This is a genomic window from Pseudomonas sp. XWY-1 (assembly GCF_002953115.1).
Classification (GTDB): Bacteria; Pseudomonadota; Gammaproteobacteria; order Pseudomonadales; family Pseudomonadaceae; genus Aquipseudomonas; species Aquipseudomonas alloputida.
The window spans coordinates 2503021-2524938 of sequence record NZ_CP026332.1 but is presented as its reverse complement, the minus strand read 5'-3'; the positions used below and the strand labels follow the sequence as shown (position 1 = coordinate 2524938).

At 61.2% G+C, this 21918-nt stretch carries 18 protein-coding genes; 13 read left to right on the top strand and 5 right to left on the bottom strand.

Translation table 11 applies throughout. The features are described 5' to 3' along the window. Positions 1-63 precede the first annotated feature (63 nt). Positions 64-1617 (top strand): galactarate dehydratase, encoded by a 1554-nt coding sequence (gene garD, locus PRJ_RS11810; protein ID WP_104961472.1) that lies wholly within the window; start codon positions 64-66, stop codon positions 1615-1617. A 58-nt stretch (positions 1618-1675) separates the two neighbouring features. Continuing rightward, positions 1676-3256 carry an aldehyde dehydrogenase (NADP(+)) gene (locus PRJ_RS11805; protein ID WP_104961471.1) on the top strand — a complete coding sequence of 527 codons (1581 nt, stop codon included), beginning with the start codon at positions 1676-1678 and terminating at the stop codon, positions 3254-3256. Between the two features lie 133 nt (positions 3257-3389). Here the strand turns inward: PRJ_RS11805 and PRJ_RS11800 are convergent, their stop codons facing one another. Then, positions 3390-4139, bottom strand: a complete 750-nt coding sequence (locus PRJ_RS11800; RefSeq protein WP_003247694.1) for a FadR/GntR family transcriptional regulator — start codon at positions 4137-4139, stop codon at positions 3390-3392. Between the two features lie 199 nt (positions 4140-4338). Between PRJ_RS11800 and PRJ_RS11795 the strand changes: the two genes are divergently transcribed. From PRJ_RS11795 to PRJ_RS11785, 3 genes are all read left to right on the top strand, one after another. Further along, positions 4339-4989: a DUF998 domain-containing protein gene (locus PRJ_RS11795; protein WP_104887769.1), complete on the top strand. Its 651-nt coding sequence runs from the start codon at positions 4339-4341 to the stop codon at positions 4987-4989. A 74-nt stretch (positions 4990-5063) separates the two neighbouring features. Next, entirely contained in the window at positions 5064-5393 is a 330-nt protein-coding gene (locus PRJ_RS11790) for a hypothetical protein (protein WP_104961470.1), read from the top strand. Positions 5394-5553: 160 nt separating this feature from the next. Continuing rightward, positions 5554-6462, top strand: coding sequence for a LysR family transcriptional regulator (locus PRJ_RS11785; RefSeq protein WP_104961469.1), 909 nt, complete (start codon positions 5554-5556; stop codon positions 6460-6462). On the opposite strand, the gene PRJ_RS11780 is transcribed toward PRJ_RS11785, so the two are convergent. Then, positions 6463-6981: a DMT family transporter gene (locus PRJ_RS11780; protein ID WP_104961468.1), complete on the bottom strand. Its 519-nt coding sequence runs from the start codon at positions 6979-6981 to the stop codon at positions 6463-6465. A 195-nt stretch (positions 6982-7176) separates the two neighbouring features. Here PRJ_RS11780 and PRJ_RS11775 point away from each other — a divergent pair, with 195 nt between their 5' ends. The 3 genes from PRJ_RS11775 to PRJ_RS11760 all read left to right on the top strand — a co-directional run bounded on the left by PRJ_RS11775 (position 7177) and on the right by PRJ_RS11760 (position 9444). Continuing rightward, complete coding sequence (locus PRJ_RS11775; protein WP_104961467.1) at positions 7177-7686, top strand: MarR family winged helix-turn-helix transcriptional regulator; 510 nt, start codon at positions 7177-7179, stop codon at positions 7684-7686. A gap of 334 nt (positions 7687-8020) precedes the next feature. After that, positions 8021-8785: a hypothetical protein gene (locus tag PRJ_RS11765; protein WP_104961466.1), complete on the top strand. Its 765-nt coding sequence runs from the start codon at positions 8021-8023 to the stop codon at positions 8783-8785. A gap of 20 nt (positions 8786-8805) precedes the next feature. Further along, complete coding sequence (locus PRJ_RS11760) at positions 8806-9444, top strand: peroxiredoxin-like family protein (RefSeq protein ID WP_104961465.1); 639 nt, start codon at positions 8806-8808, stop codon at positions 9442-9444. Between the two features lie 80 nt (positions 9445-9524). Here PRJ_RS11760 and PRJ_RS11755 read toward each other — a convergent pair whose 3' ends face one another. Then, positions 9525-10106, bottom strand: coding sequence for a hypothetical protein (locus PRJ_RS11755; RefSeq protein WP_003247673.1), 582 nt, complete (start codon positions 10104-10106; stop codon positions 9525-9527). A 216-nt stretch (positions 10107-10322) separates the two neighbouring features. Here PRJ_RS11755 and PRJ_RS11750 point away from each other — a divergent pair, with 216 nt between their 5' ends. Next, positions 10323-12455 (top strand): TonB-dependent siderophore receptor, encoded by a 2133-nt coding sequence (locus PRJ_RS11750; protein WP_177413617.1) that lies wholly within the window; start codon positions 10323-10325, stop codon positions 12453-12455. Between the two features lie 83 nt (positions 12456-12538). On the opposite strand, the gene PRJ_RS11745 is transcribed toward PRJ_RS11750, so the two are convergent. Continuing rightward, entirely contained in the window at positions 12539-13831 is a 1293-nt protein-coding gene (locus PRJ_RS11745) for a sorbosone dehydrogenase family protein (protein WP_064492679.1), read from the bottom strand. Further along, positions 13828-14256, bottom strand: coding sequence for a DUF2231 domain-containing protein (locus PRJ_RS11740; protein ID WP_020192131.1), 429 nt, complete (start codon positions 14254-14256; stop codon positions 13828-13830). The genes PRJ_RS11745 and PRJ_RS11740 overlap by 4 nt, the downstream gene beginning before the upstream one ends. 164 nt (positions 14257-14420) lie before the next feature. On the opposite strand from PRJ_RS11740, the gene PRJ_RS11735 reads away from it, so the two are divergent. The 4 genes from PRJ_RS11735 (at position 14421) to PRJ_RS11720 (ending at position 21914) form a co-directional block, all read left to right on the top strand. Beyond that, positions 14421-14705: a hypothetical protein gene (locus PRJ_RS11735; protein ID WP_104961464.1), complete on the top strand. Its 285-nt coding sequence runs from the start codon at positions 14421-14423 to the stop codon at positions 14703-14705. A gap of 332 nt (positions 14706-15037) precedes the next feature. Next, positions 15038-18028: a T6SS effector BTH_I2691 family protein gene (locus PRJ_RS11730; protein ID WP_104961463.1), complete on the top strand. Its 2991-nt coding sequence runs from the start codon at positions 15038-15040 to the stop codon at positions 18026-18028. Positions 18029-18030: 2 nt separating this feature from the next. After that, the gene (locus PRJ_RS11725; RefSeq protein WP_104961462.1) at positions 18031-18927 is read left to right on the top strand and encodes a DUF6708 domain-containing protein; all 897 of its coding nucleotides are present in this window, start codon (positions 18031-18033) and stop codon (positions 18925-18927) included. Continuing rightward, complete coding sequence (locus tag PRJ_RS11720; RefSeq protein ID WP_104961461.1) at positions 18924-21914, top strand: T6SS effector BTH_I2691 family protein; 2991 nt, start codon at positions 18924-18926, stop codon at positions 21912-21914. The genes PRJ_RS11725 and PRJ_RS11720 overlap by 4 nt, the downstream gene beginning before the upstream one ends. Positions 21915-21918: the final 4 nt, after the last annotated feature.

Sequence of the window (21918 nt, the reverse complement as noted above, 5' to 3'; positions counted from 1 at the left end):
GCCGGGTCACCCGGCATGGGCGGATGTACAAAAGCCTGAGAACCTGACAAGTAGGGCCCAAACATGCAGTTGATCGAACATTCCGACTCGCCCCGCTACGTCCGCCTGCACGACGACGACAACGTCGTGGTCGTTGTCAACGACGGCGGCTTGGGCGAAGGCGCCCGCTTCGCCGACGGCCTGACCCTGATCGAAGGCGTGCCGCAAAGCCACAAGGTGGCCACCGTATCCATCGCCAAGGGCGAGCCCGTGCGCCGCTACGGGCAAATCATCGGCTACGCGCTGGAAGACCTGCGCCAAGGCAGCTGGGTGCAGGAAAGCCAGCTGGCCATGCCGGCCGCCCCGGAACTGGACAGCCTGCCGCGCTGCGATGCAGTGCCACAACCGCTGCCGCCGCTTGAGGGCTTCACCTTCGAGGGCTATCGCAACGCCGACGGCACTGTCGGCACCCGCAATATCCTCGGCATCACCACCACCGTGCAGTGTGTGACCGGCGTGCTGGAACATGCAGTCAAGCGCATTCGCAACGAACTGCTGCCCAAATACCCCAACGTCGATGACGTGGTGGCCATTACCCACAGCTACGGCTGCGGTGTGGCAATCAACGCCCGCGACGCTTACATCCCGATCCGCACCGTGCGCAACCTGGCGCGCAACCCAAACCTCGGCGGCGAGGCACTAGTGATCAGCCTGGGCTGTGAAAAACTGCAAGCCAGCCAGGTGATGCACGACAATGACCCCTCGGTGGACCTCAGCGACCCATGGCTGTACCGCCTGCAAGATGCCAGCCTTGGCTTTGTCGAAATGATCGAGCAGATCATGGACCTGGCCGAAACCCGCCTGAAGAAGCTCGACCAGCGTCGCCGCGAAACGGTCCCGGCCAGCGAGCTGATCCTCGGCATGCAATGCGGTGGCAGCGACGCCTTCTCGGGCATCACCGCCAACCCGGCACTGGGTTATGCCGCCGACCTGCTGGTCCGCGCTGGCGCCACCGTACTGTTCTCTGAAGTGACCGAGGTGCGCGACGCGATCTACATGCTGACCTCGCGCGCGGAAAACCAGGACGTTGCCGACGCGCTGGTGCGCGAAATGGACTGGTACGACCGCTACCTGCAGCAAGGCGCCGCCGACCGCAGCGCCAACACCACGCCGGGCAACAAGAAAGGCGGGCTGTCGAACATCGTCGAGAAATCGCTGGGTTCGATCGTCAAGTCGGGCAGCGGCGCTATCCAGGGTGTGCTCGGCCCAGGCGAGCGGGTCAACCGCAAAGGCCTGATTTTCTGCGCCACCCCGGCCAGCGACTTTGTCTGTGGCACCTTGCAACTGGCGGCCGGCATGAACCTGCACGTCTTCACTACCGGCCGCGGCACCCCGTATGGCCTGGCCATGGCGCCGGTGGTCAAGGTGTGCACCCGCAGCGAACTGGCCCAACGTTGGCCCGACCTGATCGACATCGACGCCGGTCGCATCGCCAGTGGTCGCTCGACCATCGAGGAGCTGGGCTGGGAGCTGTTCCATTACTACCTGGACGTGGCCAGCGGCCGCAAGCAGACCTGGGCCGAACAACACCGGCTGCACAACGACATCACCCTGTTCAACCCGGCGCCCATTACCTGATGCCGCAGCCCTGACCACGCATTCACACACGCCACTCTCAATCCCACAGGAGCACCCCATGCCTGAAATCCTCGGCCATAACTTCATCGCCGGTCAGCGCAGTGCCGCTGGCCCTCAGCGTCTGCAGAGCCTGGACGCCAGCACTGGCGAAGCCCTGCCCTACAGCTTTGCCCAGGCCACCGAAGCCGAAGTGGACCAGGCCGCCAAGGCCGCTGCCGCAGCCTTCGCCGAGTTCCGCCAACTGGCCCCGGCACGTCGGGCCGAGTTCCTCGACGCCATCGCCGCTGAACTCGACGAACTGGATGACGCCTTCGTCGCCATCGTCTGCCGCGAAACTGCACTGCCCGCCGCCCGTATCCAGGGCGAGCGCGGCCGCACCAGCGGGCAGATGCGCCTGTTCGCCCAAGTGCTGCGCCGCGGCGACTTTCTCGGCGCACGCATCGACCTGGCACTGCCCGAGCGCCAGCCGCTGCCACGCGTAGACCTGCGCCAGATGCGCATCGGCGTAGGCCCGGTCGCCGTGTTCGGGGCCAGCAACTTCCCGCTGGCCTTCTCCACCGCCGGGGGTGATACCGCCGCCGCCCTGGCCGCAGGCTGCCCGGTGGTATTCAAGGCGCACAGCGGCCACATGGCCACGGCCGACCTGGTCGGCTGCGCCATCGTGCGCGCCGCTGAGCGTACCGGCATGCCCAAGGGCGTGTTCAACATGGTATTTGGTGGCGGCGTGGGCGAGTGGCTGGTCAAGCACCCGGCCATCCAGGCGGTTGGCTTCACCGGCTCGTTGAAAGGCGGTGATGCCCTTTGCCGCATGGCCGCTGAGCGCCCGCAGCCAATCCCGGTGTTCGCCGAGATGTCCAGCATCAACCCGGTCATCATCCTGCCAGGCGCCCTGGCCAAACGTGGCGAGGCCATTGCCCGCGAGTTGGCGGGGTCCGTGTGCATGGGTGCCGGGCAGTTCTGCACCAACCCTGGGCTGGTGATTGGCTTGCAGTCGCCACAGTACAGCCAGTTGCTCGCCGACCTTGGCCAGTACCTGGACCAGCAAGCCGGGCAAACCATGCTCAACGCTGGCGGCCTGCGCAGCTACGTCGGCGGCCTTGAACACTTGCATGCCCATGCCGGTATCGAGCATGTGGCCGGCCAGGTGCAGGAAGGCAACCAGGCGCGCGCTCAGCTGTTCAAGGCCGATGCACGCCTGCTGGTCGAGTCTGACCCGCTGTTGCAGGAAGAAGTGTTTGGGCCCACCACCGTGGCCGTAGAGGTGCAGGACAACGACCAACTGCGCGACGCGCTGCTCGGCCTGCGCGGCCAACTGACCGCGACGCTGATCGGCGAGGCGGACGACTTCGATGCCTTCGCCTGGCTGGTGCCGCTGCTGGAGGAGAAAGTCGGGCGAATCCTGGTCAATGGCTACCCGACCGGTGTCGAAGTCTGTGATGCCATGGTGCACGGCGGCCCGTACCCGGCGACCTCCGATGCGCGTGGCACCTCGGTCGGCACTTTGGCCATCGACCGCTTCCTGCGCCCGGTGTGCTACCAGAACTACCCGCAGACGCTGCTGCCTGAGGCACTGCGCGACGGCAACCCGCTGGGGCTGCGGCGGTTGGTGAACGGTCAGTGGAGTGACGGGGCGATCTGACTGGTTGCCAGAAACAGGAAAGCCCTGCGCACGGCGGGGCTTTCCTTTTTGACTGTACTGGCCTCTTCGCGGGCAAGCCCGCTCCTACAGGGCTATGTTGCCCTCGAAGAGGCCAGTACAGGCAGCAAAGGCTTCAGGTTCCTTGCGCTTCAGCCGCCTCATGCGCCTGGCGCAAGCGCTCGCGGCTGTTGCTCAGGTGCATGCGCATGGCCATCTTCGCCCCTTCGCTGTCACGCCGGGCAATCGCCTCATAGATCGCCTCGTGCTCATGCATCAGGCGGCTCATGTAATGCGCCTGGTCATCATGGGCCAGGCGCGCCGAATTCAGCCGGGTGCGCGGGATGATGCTGGTACCCAGGTGGTTGATGATGTCGGCGAAGTAGTGGTTGCCGCTGGCCTGGGCAATGCGCAGGTGGAACTGGAAGTCCGCCGACACCGCATCAGTGGCGTGGGCCGCCCCCTCGTTGAGTTCGTCCAGCGCCGCCCGCATACCGGCCAGGGCTTCGTCGCTTCGCCGCTGAGCCGCCAGCCCAGCCGACTCGATCTCCAGGGCAATGCGCAGCTCCAGCACCGCCAGCACTTCGCGCAGGGTGACCACGGTGGCCGGGTCGATACGGAAACCGCCCGTAGCCGGCGCATCCAGCACGAATGTACCGATGCCGTGGCGAGTCTCTACCTGCCCGGCGGCCTGCAACCGCGAGATCGCCTCACGCACCACCGTGCGACTGACGCCCTCTTCGGCCATGATCTGCGATTCGGTCGGCAGCTTGTCGCCGCGCTTGAGCTGGCCGCTGCGAATGCGTTCGGTCAGCACCGTGACCAGTTCCTGGGCCAGACTGCGCGGCTTGCGCCGGGTCCTTGCCTGTACCTGCTGCTCTGTCATTGCCCTGTATTTCACCTTGGAAGACAGCGCTCATCATAGCGCAAGCGGTTGTACGATCACATACACCCCGTGCGGTATTTATTGCCCATCTTTGCAGTCCCTGGCCCATGAAGAAACGCGCAGAATCACTGGCCCATGGCCTGCGTGAGCCTGTACTGTACGCTTCCACGCTCACTGTTCCATGGAAGGAATCTGCAGTATGAAAACCCTCGACCGCCTTTTGCTCGGCAGTGGCCTGCTGATCCCCCTCTGGCTGCTGGCGGGGGTATGGCTCACGGCCCAGGCCTACCCTGGCTATGATCACCTGCAACAGGCCATGAGCCAGCTGGGCGCGGCAGGCTCGCCAACCCACAGCTGGTCACCACGGGTCAACAACTACCCTCTAGCCCTGCTGTTTGCCCTGTTTGCCTGGGGCCTGGTGCGGCGCTGGCGTAGCTCGAAGCTGGCGCTGCTGAGTGCGGGCCTGGTGTTGCTGCATGGCATGGGCAGTTTGGGCACCGGCTGGTTCCCTTGCGACCAGGGCTGTGCACCGGCACAGCCATCTACCTCGCAGCAACTGCATAACCTGTTTGGTCTGCTGATGTTCCTCTCGCTGACCTTGGCCAGCGCCCTATGGGCGTGGCTAGGCAACCGCCTTGCCGGCTCCCCCGCCCTGGCGCTGTTTTCCCTGGCTTGCGTGGTGTTGGCGATCATCACCGTCGCGTTGATGGGCCAAGCGGCGCAGAGTGGCCAGCTGTTCGGCCTGTATCAACGCCTTAACTATGGTGTTTCGGTGCTCTGGGTTGCCAGCCTGGCCTGGACAAGCCTGCAGAAGCCGAAGGCCAGTCCCCTGCGCATGGCTGTGCCCTGACGGCAAATTGCTGGCCCACGGCTGCGGAAAGCGAAGGCAAACTCCGTTTTCTTTCAGATGCTTAGGACAGCAACATGCGAGTACTTCTAGCAACGATGGCCGGCTGCCTGCTGGCCACCCTCGCTTTCGGCGCCCAGGCCAGGGCATTGAGCCAGAACGATCGCCACACCTGCGGCTGGGGCGCGCAGATAGCCGCCGAGGCCCAACAGGCCAAGCTTTCCGGGGTAACCTTGTACGCCACGCGCAAGAAGCTGCAGGTACGCAAATTCCCCAAGCCATGGATGCGCATGACTGCCTTCGGCATTACCGAGCAGACGTACAACAGCCGCTCGCGGCTCAAGCCTGAAGCGATCAAGCGGACTTACTTTGAACAGTGTGTTCAGCATGCGACTGCAAGAAGATAATTCTTTTTTATCAGTAAATTACAGATCAAACATAAAGCCATCTAGTAGAATCCATGTGCTGCGAAAAGGCCTCTATCGCCAGCACCTGTAAGCGCGTGCAAGACTCAAGCATTTGTTAAGCTGATCCGAGTCGCCAGAATTGACCAAGGCCATTCACCCGATGGATGAACTGCGCAAGATCGACCTCAACCTGTTGCTCACCCTGCACGCCCTGCTCAGCGAAAGGCACGTGACCCGTGCAGCCCTGCGCCTGCACCGCAGTCAACCGGCGGTCAGTCACGCCTTGGCGCAATTGCGCAAACACTTCGACGACCCCTTGCTGGTACGCCAAGGCGGCAGCATGGCCCTCACCGCCCGCGCCCAATCGCTGGCACAACCGCTACAGGATGCACTGAGCAATCTCGACAGCCTGCTGGCCACCCCACTGTTCGAACCAGCCAGGGCCCAGCGCCGGTTCCGGCTGTCGTTGTCCGACTACGCTTCGCGCATCATCCTGCCGCACCTGCTGCGCCACCTGCGCCAAGTCGCGCCCGGGGTGGACCTGGCCATCAGCCAGGCCAGCCGTGAAACCATGTTGGCGCAGTTGCTCGATGGCGAGCTGGATCTGGCCCTGGGCCTGTTCCCCGAACTGCCCCAGGACATCACCGCCCAGCCCCTGTTTGCCGATCGCTTCATCAGCGTTGCCGATCGCCAGGTCCTGCCTGCCAGCGGCGGCATGGCCCTGGAAGACTGGCTGGCACGCCCACATGTATTGATGGCCATGCGCCCGGATGCTTTCGATGAAATCGAGCGTGCACTGGCCGCCCGGGGCCTGCAACGCCGTATTGCCCTGGCCTTGCCACACTGGAGTGCGGCAGTCGAAGTGCTGGCCGGCACCGACCTGATCCTGACAGTGGCCAGCCGCGCTGTGGGGTCGTTGCGCAAGCACAAGACACTGCGCCAGTTCACACCGCCACTGGCCATCCCCTCGTTCGACTATCAGCAAGCCTGGCACAACCGCAAGGACAGTGACCCCGGGCACCGCTGGCTGCGCGAAACTGTATGGGCCTGCAGCCAACCAGGGCGCTGATCAGTTTTCTTGCGCCTTCACAGCTGCCGGGGGGTGGGCCGGTGACGCCGTTGCCCAAGTGCCCTGTACCAGCAGCACTCCGCACAGGATCAGCACCACGCCGGCCACCCTGGCCAGACTGAGCGGCTTGCCACCCAGCCCCATCACCCCGTAGTGGTCGGCAAGCACTGCCGTGATGATCTGCCCCGCCACCACCAGTACCAGGAACCCTGCTGCGCCAAGTTTAGGGGTGAGTGCGGCGGCGCCGGCTACATACATTGCCCCGAGCACGCCACCAATCCACAACCACCAGGGCCCCTGCAGGGCCTTGCCCATGTCTGGCGCCGGTACCCGGATAATCAGCAGGGCAGCGATCACCACCAGCATGCTGACCGTCAACGATGTGAAAGCCCCCCACAGCCAGTGCCCAAGTGCCCGACCTGCCGCAGCATTACCTGCGGCCTGAAACGGCAACACCGCACCGGCAAGCAACGCCATGGCCACAGGAAGCGCCAGCAGAAGCATTGATTTACTGAACATGGCAGTCCTCATCCAAGGTATCGATGGCCACCATGATGCTGCATGCCCCAGTACTGATAGAAATCAAAATCCTGCACTTGAACTATTCGTACCCTGCATGGTGAAACATCCCTTCCGTCTGGCGTGCGCATGCTGTCTTCACCCTGAAACATCGGTGCTGTTGACTTACTAAGGCACCAAGATAAACTGCGCCTTATGAATACTCTTGAGAACAAGCATCACATCATGCTCGATGCACTGGCCGAGGCCCCCGCTGACGCCAGGCAAAACGTGCGCCTGTGTTTCGAACTCTTGTCCGCTGCAGCGGCCATCAACCGGGTATGCGCCGCACGGCTGGCCCGCCATAACCTGTCAGAAGGGCGATTCGCAATCCTCCTGACCTTGCAAGGCGCAGGCGGCCGCCTGGCACCGCTGGAGCTGGCGACGCGCCTGGCAATCACCTCAGGCACCGTGACCGGCCTGCTCGACGGCCTGCAGGGTGATGGCTTTATCAAGCGCCGCAAGGACGCCCATGACCGGCGCAAGCTGAGCATCAGCCTTACCTCGGCAGGCATAGCGGTACTCGACGCCGTATTCGCCGAACACACCGACTGGATCGGCACGATCATGCAGTCACTGGACAACGCGCAACGTGACGCCCTGTCCGCCACGCTACAGGCACTCTCGGCCAGTCCTGCCCTGGCACTGCCACCGGACAATCACTGAACCCAAGGCACACCCGCAAGACCACATGGAGGTGGATGATGTTGCAGAATCAGAGCGTATTGGCCCGGCTTGGCAGGAAGCCCCGGGTACAAAGCGAACACGACCAGTTAAGTCGTCGCCAACCTTGGCTCGAGGCCTGCCTGCCAGCGGCGCTTTACCGGCGCCCGTTCATCCGCCGCCTTGCCAGACAGCCAGTGGCCATCGAGGGTTTCAGCTTTCGCCCATCGAAGACTCGGCACTGGGCCGTCCTCTGGAGGATGTGCACATCAACGGGGCTGTGCACGTGCCTGGCCGGCAATCGACTGTACCGTGCCACTGCCATGGAGCCTAAGCCATGAGCGACGACCGAAAGTCCCTGATCGACCTTGGCCAACTGCCAACCCGCAACCTGGCCGAATGCCTGGCGGTGGATCAAGCCGCCCTGGTCAACGCCTTGACAGGGCAACTGCCAGCAGCATTGGTAGAGCAACTCGCTGCCAGTGCGGACCAGGCCCAGGCACTGGGCCTGTCAAAAAAAGTGGCGGCCATTGGCCTGGCGCTGGGCAAGTGGCTGGAGCAGGCCGCCGAGTCCTTGCGCCAGCAGGTGTTCGAGCAATGCTGCACGCACCCGTCCGATACCGTGCGCAGCTGGGCAGCGTTCGCCCAGGCGTACCTGTCACGCTCGCAGCCTGCGGAAGATGCCCTGCTGGCGCAGTTTCGCTTCGCCCGCGATGAGCACTTCGGCGTGCGTGAATGGGCCTGGATCGCCCTGCGCCCGCGCCTGGCCCAGCACCTTGAAGCCGCCCTGGCGCTACTCGGCCGCCATACCGGTGATGCCGACCCGCTGGTACGTCGGTTCTGCATCGAGATCCTGCGCCCGCGTGGCGTTTGGTGCGAGCACATTGCCACGCTCAAACAACGACCAGAAGTGGCCGAGCCGTTGCTGGTACCGCTGCTGGCCGAAGCCGAAAAATACGCCCAGGACTCGGTCGCCAATTGGCTCAACGATGCCAGCAAGACCCGCCCCGACTGGGTACTTCAGCTGTTTGAGCGCCATCCCCCGGCCTGCAAGGCCTCACAGCGCATCCAGACCCGGGCCACCCGAAGCCTGCCCCAGTGAACCACCACAAGGAAACACGCATGTCACTCAAGGCAAAACTCGACGCCGTCAAACAGCAGATGGCCCAACTGCCCACCGAGGTACTGGAAAAATTTGGCGCCTCGCTGCAAGCCCTTATCGCAAGGCATCCTGAGGACCACGCGCTCAAAGCCGGCGACACCGCCCCGCTGGCCGTGCTGGAGGATGCCGATGGCAAGGCCGTGGACCTGCGTGCCCTGTTGGCACGCGGTCCGCTGGTACTGGTGTTTTACCGCGGCCTGTGGTGCCCGTTCTGCAATGTAGCGCTCAGCGAATACCAGCAGATGGCAAGCGATCTGGCCGCCAGCGGTGCAACGCTGGTCGCCGTCTCTGCCCAAGGCCGCGCTGCCACCCTGAAAACCCGCGAATCCCTGGGAGTGCGCTACCAACTGCTAAGCGACCCGGGCAACCAGCTGGCGCGCCAGTACGGCATCGTCTTCGAGCTGGAGCCAGCGCTGGAGGCGGTGTACCAAGCACTCGGCGCCGACCTCAAGGCACTGAACGAATGCGACGACCTCAGCCTGCCGATGGCCAGCGCTTTCGTCATCGGCCAGGATGGCCGCATTCGCCATGCCTTCGTCAATGTCGACTACTCCGAACGTGCCGAACCCCAGGCCTTGATCGAAGCCGCCAGCGGCTAAGACCCACTTCCCGGTACCGGGCTGCCCGGACCGCAAACGGCCGGTTGTAGGCGAGTAACCTAGGTCGGCAACGGCCAAGGTCAACGCGAGGTTTCGACGCGCAGCACTTCGGTGTAGATCGCGTCAACCGTCTGGCCAACCTTGAGGTTCTTCATGCGTTTCTGCAGGTCTGGATTCTCGACCTTGACCACCTGCAGCTTGCCCTCCGGTGGCAACAAGCTCACCTCATGCGTCTTGAGGTCGATCTTCTTGATCTGAGAGGTAACCTTGACCTGGCGGAACGCCTCGCCGCCCGGGTTGGGGTTTTGCTCGGTTGCGCGGATGGTACCGGACTCTTCAGTCGCTTTCGGCGCCCCACCCACTTCCGGATTGAGCACATAGGCCACGGCGCGTGTCACGTAGATGTCGACTTGGTCACCGACTTTCAGGTTGGGCAGCGCCTTGGCCTTTTCGGTCAGCTGGAACGTCACATCCTTCTTCTCGTCAGGGCCTTTCACCGTGACCTGGCGGGTGGCCAGGTCGATAGCCGTTACCTGTGTGGTGACATGGCTTTCCAGCGCCTCGCTCCCGATGGGGATACCGGCAGCCTGTACCGTGAAGCTGGCAGCAGAGGCCAGCGTGGCAAGGGCTACAGCACGAGCGAGAGTACGAATGGGGTTCATAGGCGTGCTTCCATGTGATCAAGTCCGAATGGGCGCGTGAAAGGTTCACGCGGTATCAAGCATAGCCATTACCTGCCGCCTTGCCGGCCCTTCCGGCGCGCGACGCATTTCGGCGCAGAAACCACTGTTATAGCTAATACGAATTCTTTACACTTGCTTTACATTTGCAAATCATTACTATTCGTGACTCCCGATAACAACAAAGAGTCGCCTGTAATGGCAAAAAAGTCTGTTGCCCCAGCATCCATTTCCATGCTGGGCCTGCTCGTTGTGCCTGCTGTACACGCTGCCGCGCAAACCGATACGCAAAGTAGCCTCGCCCTGCCTGCCACCGCCGTCACCAGCGTCTATGAGCAGCAAAGCTACAAGGCCAGTGAAAGCCGCAGCGCCATGAAGATCGACGCGCCGCTGCGCGATATCCCGCAAACTGTCAACGTCGTTCCCGAAAGCGTGATCAAGGACCAAGGCGCACAGTCCATGGAAGACGTGCTGAAGAACGTGCCCGGCATCGGCCTGTCCAACGGCGACGGCCAACGCGATCAGGTGACCATCCGTGGCTTCAGCGCCATTGGCGACATGTATATAGACGGCGTGCGTGACGACGCCCTGTACTTTCGCGATCTGTCCAACATCGAGCGTGTCGAGGTGATCAAGGGGCCGGCCGCGGTGCTGTATGGCCGTGGCTCCTCGGGCGGGCTGATCAACAGCATCAGCAAGAAACCAAGCTTCACGCCCAAGCGCGAAGTCGGCATGAACGTCGACAGCGAAGGCAAACGCCGAACCCAATTCGACACCGGCTGGGCCGACCCACAAAGCAACCAGGCCTACCGCGTAACGGGTGCCTTCGAAGACAGCGACACCTTCCGCGATGATGGCTACATCGACCGCAAGGCCATCGCACCGTCGGCCTACTTCCGTCTCTCGGACGACCTGGAACTGAACCTGGGCGCCACCTACCTGTACGACAAGCGCCTGATCGACTTCGGCATACCGGCCCTGGGCAGCCGCCCGGTGGACGTGGACCGCGACAAGCGCTTCGGCTCTGGCGATGCTGACCAGGATTACGCCCGCAGCGAGGTGTTCTCGCTTACAGCCAGCCTGGACTACCGCATCAACGACAACTTCACCCTGACCAACACCAGCCGTTACTACCGCTACGACCTGGACCGCAACAACACCTTGGCCGACAGCAGCCCGACGCGCTTCGTCACCGCGCCCGATGGTGAACTGCTGATCAAGCTCAACCGCGGCAACGTCGCCCGCGATGAGTACGGTGTGTTCAACCAGACGGAGCTCAAGCAACAGGCGCAACTGGCGGGCATGCAGCACAACCTGTTGTATGGCGTGGAAGCAGGCTTTCAGGACAAATACCAGCGCGTGCTGAGCCAGACCAACGTGGCCCAGGTACCGGTTTACCGCGATGCCTTGGTGGCGGTACCGGAACATGCCGCCAACCTGTCTTCCAAGGGCACCAACTTCCAGCAGACCACCGGTCTGTACGTGCAGGACATGATCGAGCTGAACGCGCACTGGAAGGCGTTGGTCGGTGTGCGTTATGACATCTTTGGCCAGGAGTACGACGACGACCGCGTGCAGAACATCGACCTCGATCGTACCGACAAGACCTGGAGCCCGCGTGCGGGTCTGGTCTACCAGCCAGACGCCATCCAGTCCTACTATGTGTCGGTCAGCCGCAGCTATCAGCCTTCTGGCGAAGTATTCGCGGTGAGCCCGAGCAACCAGCACCTGGAGCCGGAAGAAACCACCAACTATGAAATCGGCGCCAAATGGGACCTGCTCGACAGCCGCCTGTCACTGACCGCCGCAGTGTTCCGCCTTGAGCGCACCAACATGAAGACTGCCGACCCGGCCAACCCCAACCTGACCGTATTGGCTGGCGAACAGCGTACCGATGGCTTTGAAGCCACCGTCAGCGGGCATCTCACCGACAAGTGGCAGATCTATGCCGGTTACGCTTACCTGGACGCCGAAATCACCAAGTCCAACAGCAAGACCAATGGCGTGGCGAACGAAGGCCAGACACCTACCCTGACGCCGCGCAACAGCGCCAACGTCTGGCTGGTACGTACCCTGACACCAGAGTGGCGTGTGGCCGCCGGAGCCAACTACGTCGACGAACGCTACACAGCACTCGACAATGTGGTGGTGATGCCAGGCTATACCACCTTCGACGCCGCGCTGCTGTACAGCGTGCCGCAGTGGGATGCCGCGCTGCGCCTGAAGAACGTGTTCGACCGTGACTACTATGCCTCGGCACATGGCTCGGTCGACCTGATCACCCCAGGGGCACCGCGCACGCTGGAAGCCAGCTTCAACTACCGCTTCTGACCACGCGCAATGCCTGTCATTCAGCAATTGGGCCGCTCTGCGGCCCATCGCCAGCAAGCTTTGACGATTTGATCAGATAGCATTCAGCGATTACGCGTCACCCGCCACACCGTATTCGCCAGGTCATCGGCAATGATCAACGCTCCCCGCGGGTCCACCGTCACCCCAACCGGTCGCCCCCGGGTCTTGCCATCCTCACCGCGAAAGCCCGTGGCGAAGTCGATCGGCTCCCCTGCAGGCTTGCCATTGCTGAACGGCACGAAGATCACCTTGTACCCCACCGGGTTAGGCCGGTTCCAGCTACCGTGCTCGCCCACGAATACACCGTCGGCAAAGCGCTCGCCCATTGCCGGGGTCGAGAAGTCCACACCCAGTGCAGCCACATGCGAACCCAGGCTGTAATCCGGCTTGATCGCCGCCGCCACCTTGTCCGGGTTCTGCGGCCGCACCCGCTCATCCACATGCTGCCCCCAGTAGCTGTAAGGCCAACCATAGAAGCCCCCTTCACGTACCGAAGTGAGGTAGTCCGGCACCAGGTCAGGGCCCAACTCATCCCGCTCATTGACCACCGTCCACAACTGCCCGGTCTGCGGCTGAATGGTCAATGCCGTCGGGTTACGCAAGCCGGTGGCATAGGGCCGGTGCGCGCCGGTCTCGGCATCGACCTGCCAGACCATGGCCCGATCGATCTCCACCTCCAGGCCGCGCTCAGTGATGTTGCTGTTCGAGCCGATACCCACATACAAGAAGCGGCCATCCGGGCTGATGGTCAGCGCTTTGGTCCAATGGTGGTTGATCTCGGCCGGCAGGTCGGTGACCTTGGTTGGCGGGCCGTCGGCCTGGGTCTGGCCTTCCTTGTAGTCAAAGCGCACCAGCGCATCCTGATTGGCTACATACAGCTTGCCGTTGGCATAGGCTAGGCCGTACGGTGCGTTGAGGTTATCCGCAAACACGGCCTGTACCTCGTAGTTGCCATCGCCATCAGCATCGCGCAGCAAGGTCAGGCGGTTGCCACCCTTGACCTGGGTATTGCCCTTGGCCTTGATCTGGCTGGCGATCACATCCTTGGGCTTGAGCTTGGCCGCGCTGCCTCCCCGGCCCTCAGCCACCAGAATGTCGCCATTGGGCAGCACCAGGCTCTGGCGCGGGATTTTCAGGCCGGTGGCAATGGCGGTGACACTGAAGCCCTCCGGCACGGTCGGTTTCAGCTCGCCCCAGGCAGCCGGTTGCGCAATCTTCATGCTCGGCAGCAAGCCGCGCTGAGGCTCCGGCAGCTTCGGGTCCGGGCCATGGGCCTGGGTCGGCTCGCCGTCGCCACCACAGGCACTCAGCAATAGCGCCACGCCCAACAGGCTAAATGCATGCAAAGGCTTCATGCCACACCTCCTGAACGCAGGTTGCTCAAACCGGTCCAGGCGGCCACCACTGCGAGCACTGTCACGATTACCGACAACACCAGCCCAGAAGGCATCACCGCCCAGGCGTCCTTGGCATGCTCAAAGGCATTGATCAGCCCAAGCACCCAAGTCACCAGCAGCAGCACGAAGTACAGCGTAGCGCGCCCACCCTTGCGCTCTGCGCGGATCAGGTTGGCCAACGCGAACAACAGTGCCAGCCCACAGAACACCAGGGCCCCGGCGATCAGCCAGGCGGCGAAGTTGCTCCACTGAATCTGATAGCTGTTGTAGTAGGCGATATCGCTCAGCAGCGCGCCAAGGAACAACGGCACACTGCCCGCCAGCAGCAGGGCATGCAGCGGGCTGGGCGTACAGCGGTAAAGGGTTTGATCAGGTGCGGTCACGGTGCCTCCTTTTCATTCAGTGACCCAGGGCTGATGGTCTTGCGCCATCAGATAAGCGCAGGGTGCGCTTAGCAAAGGAGCCTCTTGACGCCGAGATAGTTCACCGCTTCGCTGTAATGAAATATCCTGCAAGGCATTTGCTGCCAAGCGCAGAAGGGGAAAACATGAGCAGACCATATGCGTCCTGGGCACTGGCCACCCTGCTCGGCCTCAGCCTGGCTCTCGCTGGCTGCTCCAGCAACGCCAGCAAGGCACGCTACGCCACGCCTGCAGTGGGCTCCAACTGCTTTGCCAAGGCCGTCCCCACTACCGGTGAAGGCGGCCTGGCCTGGGGCAATACCTTGAGCATTGCGCGACAGAAATCCCTGAATAACTGCGTGCGTTATGCCAGCCGCTCGGGAGGCACGCCCAGGACTTGCCAGGTAGTGATGGCCAAGTGCAAAAACTGAACATACAACAATCTTAAAGTACGAAACTTCCTACAAAAATACTGCAACTTTTCACACGATATTGCGCAAACACAATACATATACATTCAAATAAAATCTTACACTTTCATCCTCGACCGAAAAGCAGCGATCGAGGCATTGTCTTTCACTTGAATTCCAGATACTTGATCGCCCGATCATCTCAGCAAGTAAGTAGGAAACTTCTTACAGCATAGAGTCGGGCCTGAAATCCAGCACAGTATGAATAACGGCATTTCAGTCTTGTCAGTACTGAAAGTTGCCGCAGTGCGTCTCTGGTTGGAAAAGACTGTCTCTCTGAGCAAGGAGCTCGCATGACCAATGCCTCCGTCAGTAGCGCCACCTCCGGCCCTGCCTGCAGCGCACGCGTGCCCATCCTGCCAGTGCGCTACGCCATCGTGCCCCGCACCGGCGACGCCCCCGCCTGCCGCTATGCCGATGCAGGCTTCAACCTGGAACAAGGCTTCCCCACGCTGCAGCACTCGGCCTACACCCTCCGCGCTTTGCGCCCGGGCTATGTCTACGTGTTCATGAAAGGCCTTCAGGGCGAAAAGCTGGTCATTCATGAGCACGTCGGCGCGGGCCTCTACAAGGAGCTGCGCTACCAAGGGCTGGAGGACTACCACCGCCGTGAGCGCTACCTGTCCGGCCAGAGCACCGGCTGGGTGTGGGCCGATACCTGCCAGGACACCGCCAAGGAAGTGTGGATCGGCTACAGCCCGCACCTGTGGACCAACGCCATCACCGCCCGTATCACCGGTTCGGCAGCCCTGCGCAAACGGCACATGCGCCAGCTGGACATGGCCGAGCTGGTGAGCGGCAACCCGGCGCCGTCCACCCAGCCCCATGTGTTGCCAGTGAGTGCCCTGCAAACCTGGGTCGAAGACTTCAAGCCAACAGAGCGGCGCATGCCGCTGACCTGGAGCAGCGACCCGATCACCGAAACCTTGCCCATCGGCAACCTCACTGCCATCGCCCGGCACTACCCCTGGACCCAACCGAAAGTGCCGGTGGTGGTGGCGCTCGCCGATGCCGAAGGCATGGCCCTGGACCTGAGCCTGTCGGTCTCGGCCTACCAGCATCAACTGCGTGACCTGATGCCGGCCGAACAACTGGAGCACACAAAACCCGCCCAACCTCCCGAGCAGGAGCGCGTGCCGGCATGCTACCGGCTGGATGCCGAACAGCTCAGCCCGCAGAGCCGCGACTTTCACCATCGCAACCTGGTCGCCATGCTGCTGAACAAGACGCTGGAAAGCCTGTACCCGGCGGATGCCCCTTCACCGGAACTGGCCGCGTTCAGGCTGGGCACGTCACGCCGGGGGCCTGCCCTGTCGCCGGCCGAGTCCCATTTCCAGGCCCTCACCCATGAAGATTACTCCCCCAATGGCGCACGCCTGGCACAGCGCCTCGATGTCGACAAATACCGGCGCTTCCTCGCCGAACGCGACGCGCTGGAACGGCGGATTGCCGCCCTGCGCAACCTGGCCTTGCAAGCCAGCAACGATCATGACGCCTGGCTGGCGACGGCCGAATCCCAACACATCGATAACCCCTACAGCCTGGCTGCGGCACTGGCCTGTTACGACCGCGACGAACGCACCTCCGCCCGCGGTCTGGAAATCTCACTGGCGTTGCTGATTCACCCGATGGGCCAGCCGACACCCGGCACCGAAGATCATGACCGACGCTTCAAACGCCTGGAGCAATGGCTGGACCAGCACGACAGCCCGCTTTACACCGCCTTGGCGCCGTTCAACCCATTCAAGGATAAAGCCGATTCGATCGGCACCTTGTTCGGCGCCAGCGACAACGTGATCGAAGGGCTGGCCGGTCGCTTCCCGGCCATGGCGGACATCACCGACCTCACCGCCCAGTCGGTCAATACCGTGGTGCTCAAGCGCCTGCGTGGCCAGACCCGTTGGGATGCCAGCCATGGCCTGCGCCAGCAAGTGTTGCTGGCAGCGCGTGAGGCCAATGCCGAGAAAGCATTGGGGTTGTTGGCGGCACGCTATCGAATCACCGAACAGGCCATAAAGGAAAATCCATTTAGCCAAGAGGTGCAGCGGTATTTGAAGAGCGGCATGGCGCAGGTTGAAGAGATGAAAGCGTTGCGCATCTCGGGTAGCCGCACGGTGTCTATCGAGCTGACCACCACTGCACGGGTGAAACCTAACTTTCTCGGGCTGCTCACCTCCGGCGGTGGTGGTGGTTTAAACGCGGGGATGCTGTGGTTCAACATCTTATCGCTCAAGACGGCTTACAACAGCCTGCAAAAGAGCGACGCACCGGAATACACCCTGGGGTTCGCTTCATCTGTTTTCGGGGTGATTGGTGCAGCGGCGGCAACGTTGGTCAGCGTACGGGCAACGCAAAAGGCCGTCATGCTGAGATTAAGTGCCACAGCGCCGGGCATGGCCTTTGGCAATGGGGTTATCAAGTTTTTGAGTAGCAATCTGTTTGCGCGTTTAGCCGGTTACCCGGCAATTGCATTTAGCTTGCTTTCTGATATCTCCAAAGCAAGGCGCCAGAAAGCGAACGGCAATCAAGCGGCTGCCGATTACACGTTGACTGGTGGTTTCACCATGGCTGTCGGTTCCGCTGTCGTCCTTGAAGCAGGACTTGCAATCGCGGGCGTGACGTCGGTTGTGCCCTTTGCCGGATGGGCCGCAGCGGCCCTTGTCCTCGTAGGAGTAGCCATCATTGCAGGAGGCCTCTACCTGCACGCCAAGGCACATGAGCACCTTCACAGCCCAATAGAACTGTGGGCAGCACGTAGCATATTCGGTAATCGCATCAATGATGGAGAGTCGCACGCTGACATCAACTTGGACTTTGACAAAAAACTTCCTGCTTTCACCTCACTGCAAACAGAAATTAAGGCTTGGCACAATGAACATTACGGACCCAAGCTACTATCCGCCGAGCAGGCCCTATCCCTCGGCATAACTAAAGTCGACACCCGATGGCATCAGAACAACCACTGGTCGCCGCCAAATTGGACAGCTATCACACATAACGAAGTAGCCACATCCCAACCAACCGTAGAATTCACAGTGCTGCTGCCTGCGTTCAGGCTAGGCGTAAGTGAATGGTCAGGAAGTTTGAGTTCCCTCCGTGACGACCAAGGAATTGACGTTTTTCCAATCAGCCCGACCGGCCACATCGTAGATGCTGGCTTAGTTCTACATTTCGAAAACACCCTAGCCAACCAAAATCATGTCTCACTTCATCTAACCTACAACGCCAATCAAGGCCTGGACGAAGATAATGAGACCCTGTCAATTTTTCGTCTGGAGCGCTGATCATGGCAACCATCTGGATATTCAATTCAGGCTCAAGTTCAGGGCATAAGCCCGCTATTGGCGGGCAACTATCAAGCTTGTCAAAAACCACCTTATGCCTGAAAAACCCCTGGGTAACAGACTCAGTCTTTATGGGAAAGCTGTACTGTGCAATGACCATTGCGCTCATTGTCTTCACCTATCCTTACTTACTAACCAGTGAAGCCTGGAACCCATACACCTTTAGTCATACCTTTATCCTCCTTACACTAATTACACCTTTCATCTTCCTCCCATTCTTAGCCTATCGAATATATTTCATAAAACGCCTATCAAGTTTCTGCTTCAATCGGTCAACCCAAAAAATCTATTACCAACGTCTGAGTAAGGTACTAATATTCGAATGGGCCAACACCGGAGGTGGCATCTTCAAGCGCACCGAATACGGCGGCTCATCGTTCAGCACCAGCTATGCCCTCGCCTTCGCCCCCCGCCGGGAAGACGGCAGCCTGCATCAAAAAGACTGCCTCTGGGTCGACAGCAACGAACCCACCGAACCCGGCGTCAAGCATGTCGCCGAAGTGTGGGAATACCTGCGCCACTTCATGGACCACGGCCCGGACAAACTCCCCCCGCCCGGTGAACCCAACTGGTGGCACAAGCCACTGCACGCCATCTGCCTGACCCCGGCAGAAGCCTGGCGCCACTATGCCCCCTGGCGAACCGGCGAGCCCGGTGAAATGCAGGGCAAAAAGAACTGGCAATTGCCGTTCTGGGCCGTTCTGTTCCCCTACAACCTCTCCGTCGCCATCTGCTGGTATGGCATCTGCCGCCTGTTCAACGTCCGAGCAGCGCCACCGCCTCCCGAAGCATTTGAGGAGGCACCAGCGCATTCAACCCAAAAAAGGAAGCGTACATGAGCGACGCCTCCGTCAGTAGCGCCACCTCCGGCCCTGCCTGCAGCGCACGCGTGCCTATCCTGCCGGTGCGCTACGCCATCGTGCCCCGCACCGGCGACGCCCCCGCCTGCCGCTATGCCGATGCAGGGTTCAACCTGGAACAAGGCTTCCCCACGCTGCAGCACTCGGCCTACACCCTCCGCGCTTTGCGCCCGGGCTATGTCTACGTGTTCATGAAAGGCCTTCAGGGCGAAAAGCTGGTCATTCATGAGCACGTCGGCGCGGGCCTCTACAAGGAGCTGCGCTACCAAGGGCTGGAGGACTACCACCGCCGTGAGCGCTACCTGTCCGGCCAGAGCACCGGCTGGGTGTGGGCCGACACCTGCCAGGACACCGCCGAGGAAGTGTGGATCGGCTACAGCCCGCACCTGTGGACCAACGCCATCACCGCCCGTATCACCGGTTCGGCAGCCCTGCGCAAACGGCACATGCGCCAGCTGGACATGGCCGAGCTGGTCAGCGGCAACCAGGCGCCGTCCACCCAGCCCCATGTGTTGCCAGTGAGCGCCCTGCAAACCTGGGTCGAAGACTTCAAGCCAACCGAGCGGCGCATGCCGCTGACCTGGAGCAGCGACCCGATCACCGAAACCTTGCCCATCGGCAACCTCACTGCCATCGCCCGGCACTACCCCTGGACCCAACCGAAAGTGCCGGTGGTGGTGGCGCTCGCCGATGCCGAAGGCATGGCCCTGGACCTGAGCCTGTCGGTCTCGGCCTACCAGCATCAAATGCGTGACCTGATGCCGGCCGAGCAACTGGAGCACACAAAACCCGCCCAACCTCCCGAGCAGGAGCGCGTGCCGGCATGCTACCGGCTGGATGCCGAACAGCTCAGCCCGCAGAGCCGCGACTTTCACCATCGCAACCTGGTCGCCATGCTGTTGAACAAGACGCTGGAAAGCCTGTACCCGGCGGATGCCCCTTCACCGGAACTGGCCGCGTTCAGGCTGGGCACGTCACGCCGGGGGCCCGCCCTGTCGCCGGCCGAGGCACACTTCCAGGCCCTCACCCATGAAGATTATTCCCCCAATGGCGCGCGCCTGGCACAGCGTCTCGATGTCGACAAATACCGGCGCTTCCTCGCCGAACGCGACGCGCTGGAACGGCGCATTGCCGCCCTGCGCAACCTGGCCTTGCAAGCCAGCAACGATCATGACGCGTGGCTGGCGACGGCCGAATCCCAACACATCGATAACCCCTACAGCCTGGCAGCCGCCTTGGCCTGTTACGACCGCAACGAACGCACCTCCGCCCGCGGTCTGGAAATCTCACTGGCGTTGCTGATTCACCCAATGGGCCAACCGACACCCGGCACCGAAGATCATGACCGGCGTTTCAAACGCCTGGAGCAATGGCTGGACCAGCACGACAGCCCGCTTTACACCGCCTTGGCGCCGTTCAACCCATTCAAGGACAAAGCCGATTCGATCGGCACCTTGTTCGGCGCCAGCGACAACGTGATCGAGGGATTGGCGGGGCGCTTCCCGGCCATGGCGGACATCACCGACCTCACCGCCCAGTCGGTCAATGCCGTGGTGCTCAAGCGCCTGCGTGGCCAGACCCGTTGGGATGCCAGCCATGGCCTGCGCCAGCAAGTGTTGCTGGCAGCGCGTGAGGCCAATGCCGAGAAAGCATTGGGGTTGTTGGCGGCACGCTATCGAATCACCGAACAGGCCATAAAGGAAAATCCATTTAGCCAAGAGGTGCAGCGGTATTTGAAGAGCGGCATGGCGCAGGTTGAAGAGATGAAAGCGTTGCGCATTTCGGGTAGCCGCACGGTGTCCATCGAGCTGACCACCACTGCGCGTGTGAAACCCAACTTCGTTGGGTTACTCACCTCGGGCGGTGGTGGTGGTTTAAACGCGGGGATGCTGTGGTTCAACATCTTATCGCTCAAGACGGCTTACAACAGCCTGCAAAAGAGCGACGCACCGGAATACACCCTGGGGTTCGCTTCATCTGTGTTCGGGGTGATTGGTGCAGCGGCGGCAACGTTGGTCAGCGTGCGGGCGACGCAAAAGGCCATGATGTTGAAGTGGATCTCAACGGCGCCAGGCATGGCCTTTGGTAACGGCATCATCAACTTTCTGACGAGTAATCTTTTCGCGCGGGCATCAGGCTACCCGGCGATAATAATGGGGTTTTCCTCAGATATTTTTAAGGCAATACGTCAATGGCAGAACGGCAATCTTATTTCAGGCTTATATACAGCGGCTGCCAGCGCGACTACTGCTTTAGGTTCGATTCTTGTTCTAGAAGGAAGCCTTGCCATCGCAGGCACGACAGTCCTCATTCCCTTTGCAGGCTGGACAGCAGCTGGAATCGCCTTGATCGGAGCAACTTTGATCGGTGGAGGTCTATTCCTCTACTCAAAAGCTCACTCCCGCCTTCACAGTCCTTTAGAATTATGGGCCAGCAGAAGCATCTTCGGAACAAGGGAAAACGATGGAGAAATACGGGAGAATATAAAGTTAGACTTTGATAAAAAATTGCCACCCTTTCGCCACATCCACGAAGAAATCAAGTCATGGCAGATTGAATTTTTCTCACCGAAAGCATTGTTGGCACCGTACTCTGAGCAGCTCGGCTTAGGCGCCCTAACGACACATTTGGATATAAATAACAAATGGCCAACACCTGACTGGGCAACAATTATCCATACTCAGGTCACTAAACAAAACGCAACACTCGAGCTAACTATACTTTTACCAGAATTCGTAGTAGGTCAAAGCGAATGGTCAGGGAGTTTAGTGAGCCAGAATCTCGACAGGCAGACAACCCCACTCCAAATAACCCCTGACTGCCATATCACCCAAGCAGGTTTATTACTTCATTACAAAACTGATGCTAGACAAATCAGGTCTGCCACGCTAACGATTAATTACTACGCCAACCAAGGACTGGATGACGACACTCCTTCTACTACCACTATTCATCTGGAACGCTAAACCT

What these genes read in the sequence shown, in the direction of transcription:
- garD (WP_104961472.1), top strand. Translation starts at nt 64, where the DNA reads ATGCAGTTGATCGAACATTCCGACTCGCCCCGCTACGTCCGCCTGCAC.
- PRJ_RS11805 (WP_104961471.1), top strand. Translation starts at nt 1,676, where the DNA reads ATGCCTGAAATCCTCGGCCATAACTTCATCGCCGGTCAGCGCAGTGCC.
- PRJ_RS11800 (WP_003247694.1), bottom strand. Translation starts at nt 4,139, where the DNA reads ATGACAGAGCAGCAGGTACAGGCAAGGACCCGGCGCAAGCCGCGCAGT.
- PRJ_RS11795 (WP_104887769.1), top strand. Translation starts at nt 4,339, where the DNA reads ATGAAAACCCTCGACCGCCTTTTGCTCGGCAGTGGCCTGCTGATCCCC.
- PRJ_RS11790 (WP_104961470.1), top strand. Translation starts at nt 5,064, where the DNA reads ATGCGAGTACTTCTAGCAACGATGGCCGGCTGCCTGCTGGCCACCCTC.
- PRJ_RS11785 (WP_104961469.1), top strand. Translation starts at nt 5,554, where the DNA reads ATGGATGAACTGCGCAAGATCGACCTCAACCTGTTGCTCACCCTGCAC.
- PRJ_RS11780 (WP_104961468.1), bottom strand. Translation starts at nt 6,981, where the DNA reads ATGTTCAGTAAATCAATGCTTCTGCTGGCGCTTCCTGTGGCCATGGCG.
- PRJ_RS11775 (WP_104961467.1), top strand. Translation starts at nt 7,177, where the DNA reads ATGAATACTCTTGAGAACAAGCATCACATCATGCTCGATGCACTGGCC.
- PRJ_RS11765 (WP_104961466.1), top strand. Translation starts at nt 8,021, where the DNA reads ATGAGCGACGACCGAAAGTCCCTGATCGACCTTGGCCAACTGCCAACC.
- PRJ_RS11760 (WP_104961465.1), top strand. Translation starts at nt 8,806, where the DNA reads ATGTCACTCAAGGCAAAACTCGACGCCGTCAAACAGCAGATGGCCCAA.
- PRJ_RS11755 (WP_003247673.1), bottom strand. Translation starts at nt 10,106, where the DNA reads ATGAACCCCATTCGTACTCTCGCTCGTGCTGTAGCCCTTGCCACGCTG.
- PRJ_RS11750 (WP_177413617.1), top strand. Translation starts at nt 10,323, where the DNA reads ATGGCAAAAAAGTCTGTTGCCCCAGCATCCATTTCCATGCTGGGCCTG.
- PRJ_RS11745 (WP_064492679.1), bottom strand. Translation starts at nt 13,831, where the DNA reads ATGAAGCCTTTGCATGCATTTAGCCTGTTGGGCGTGGCGCTATTGCTG.
- PRJ_RS11735 (WP_104961464.1), top strand. Translation starts at nt 14,421, where the DNA reads ATGAGCAGACCATATGCGTCCTGGGCACTGGCCACCCTGCTCGGCCTC.
- PRJ_RS11730 (WP_104961463.1), top strand. Translation starts at nt 15,038, where the DNA reads ATGACCAATGCCTCCGTCAGTAGCGCCACCTCCGGCCCTGCCTGCAGC.
- PRJ_RS11725 (WP_104961462.1), top strand. Translation starts at nt 18,031, where the DNA reads ATGGCAACCATCTGGATATTCAATTCAGGCTCAAGTTCAGGGCATAAG.
- PRJ_RS11720 (WP_104961461.1), top strand. Translation starts at nt 18,924, where the DNA reads ATGAGCGACGCCTCCGTCAGTAGCGCCACCTCCGGCCCTGCCTGCAGC.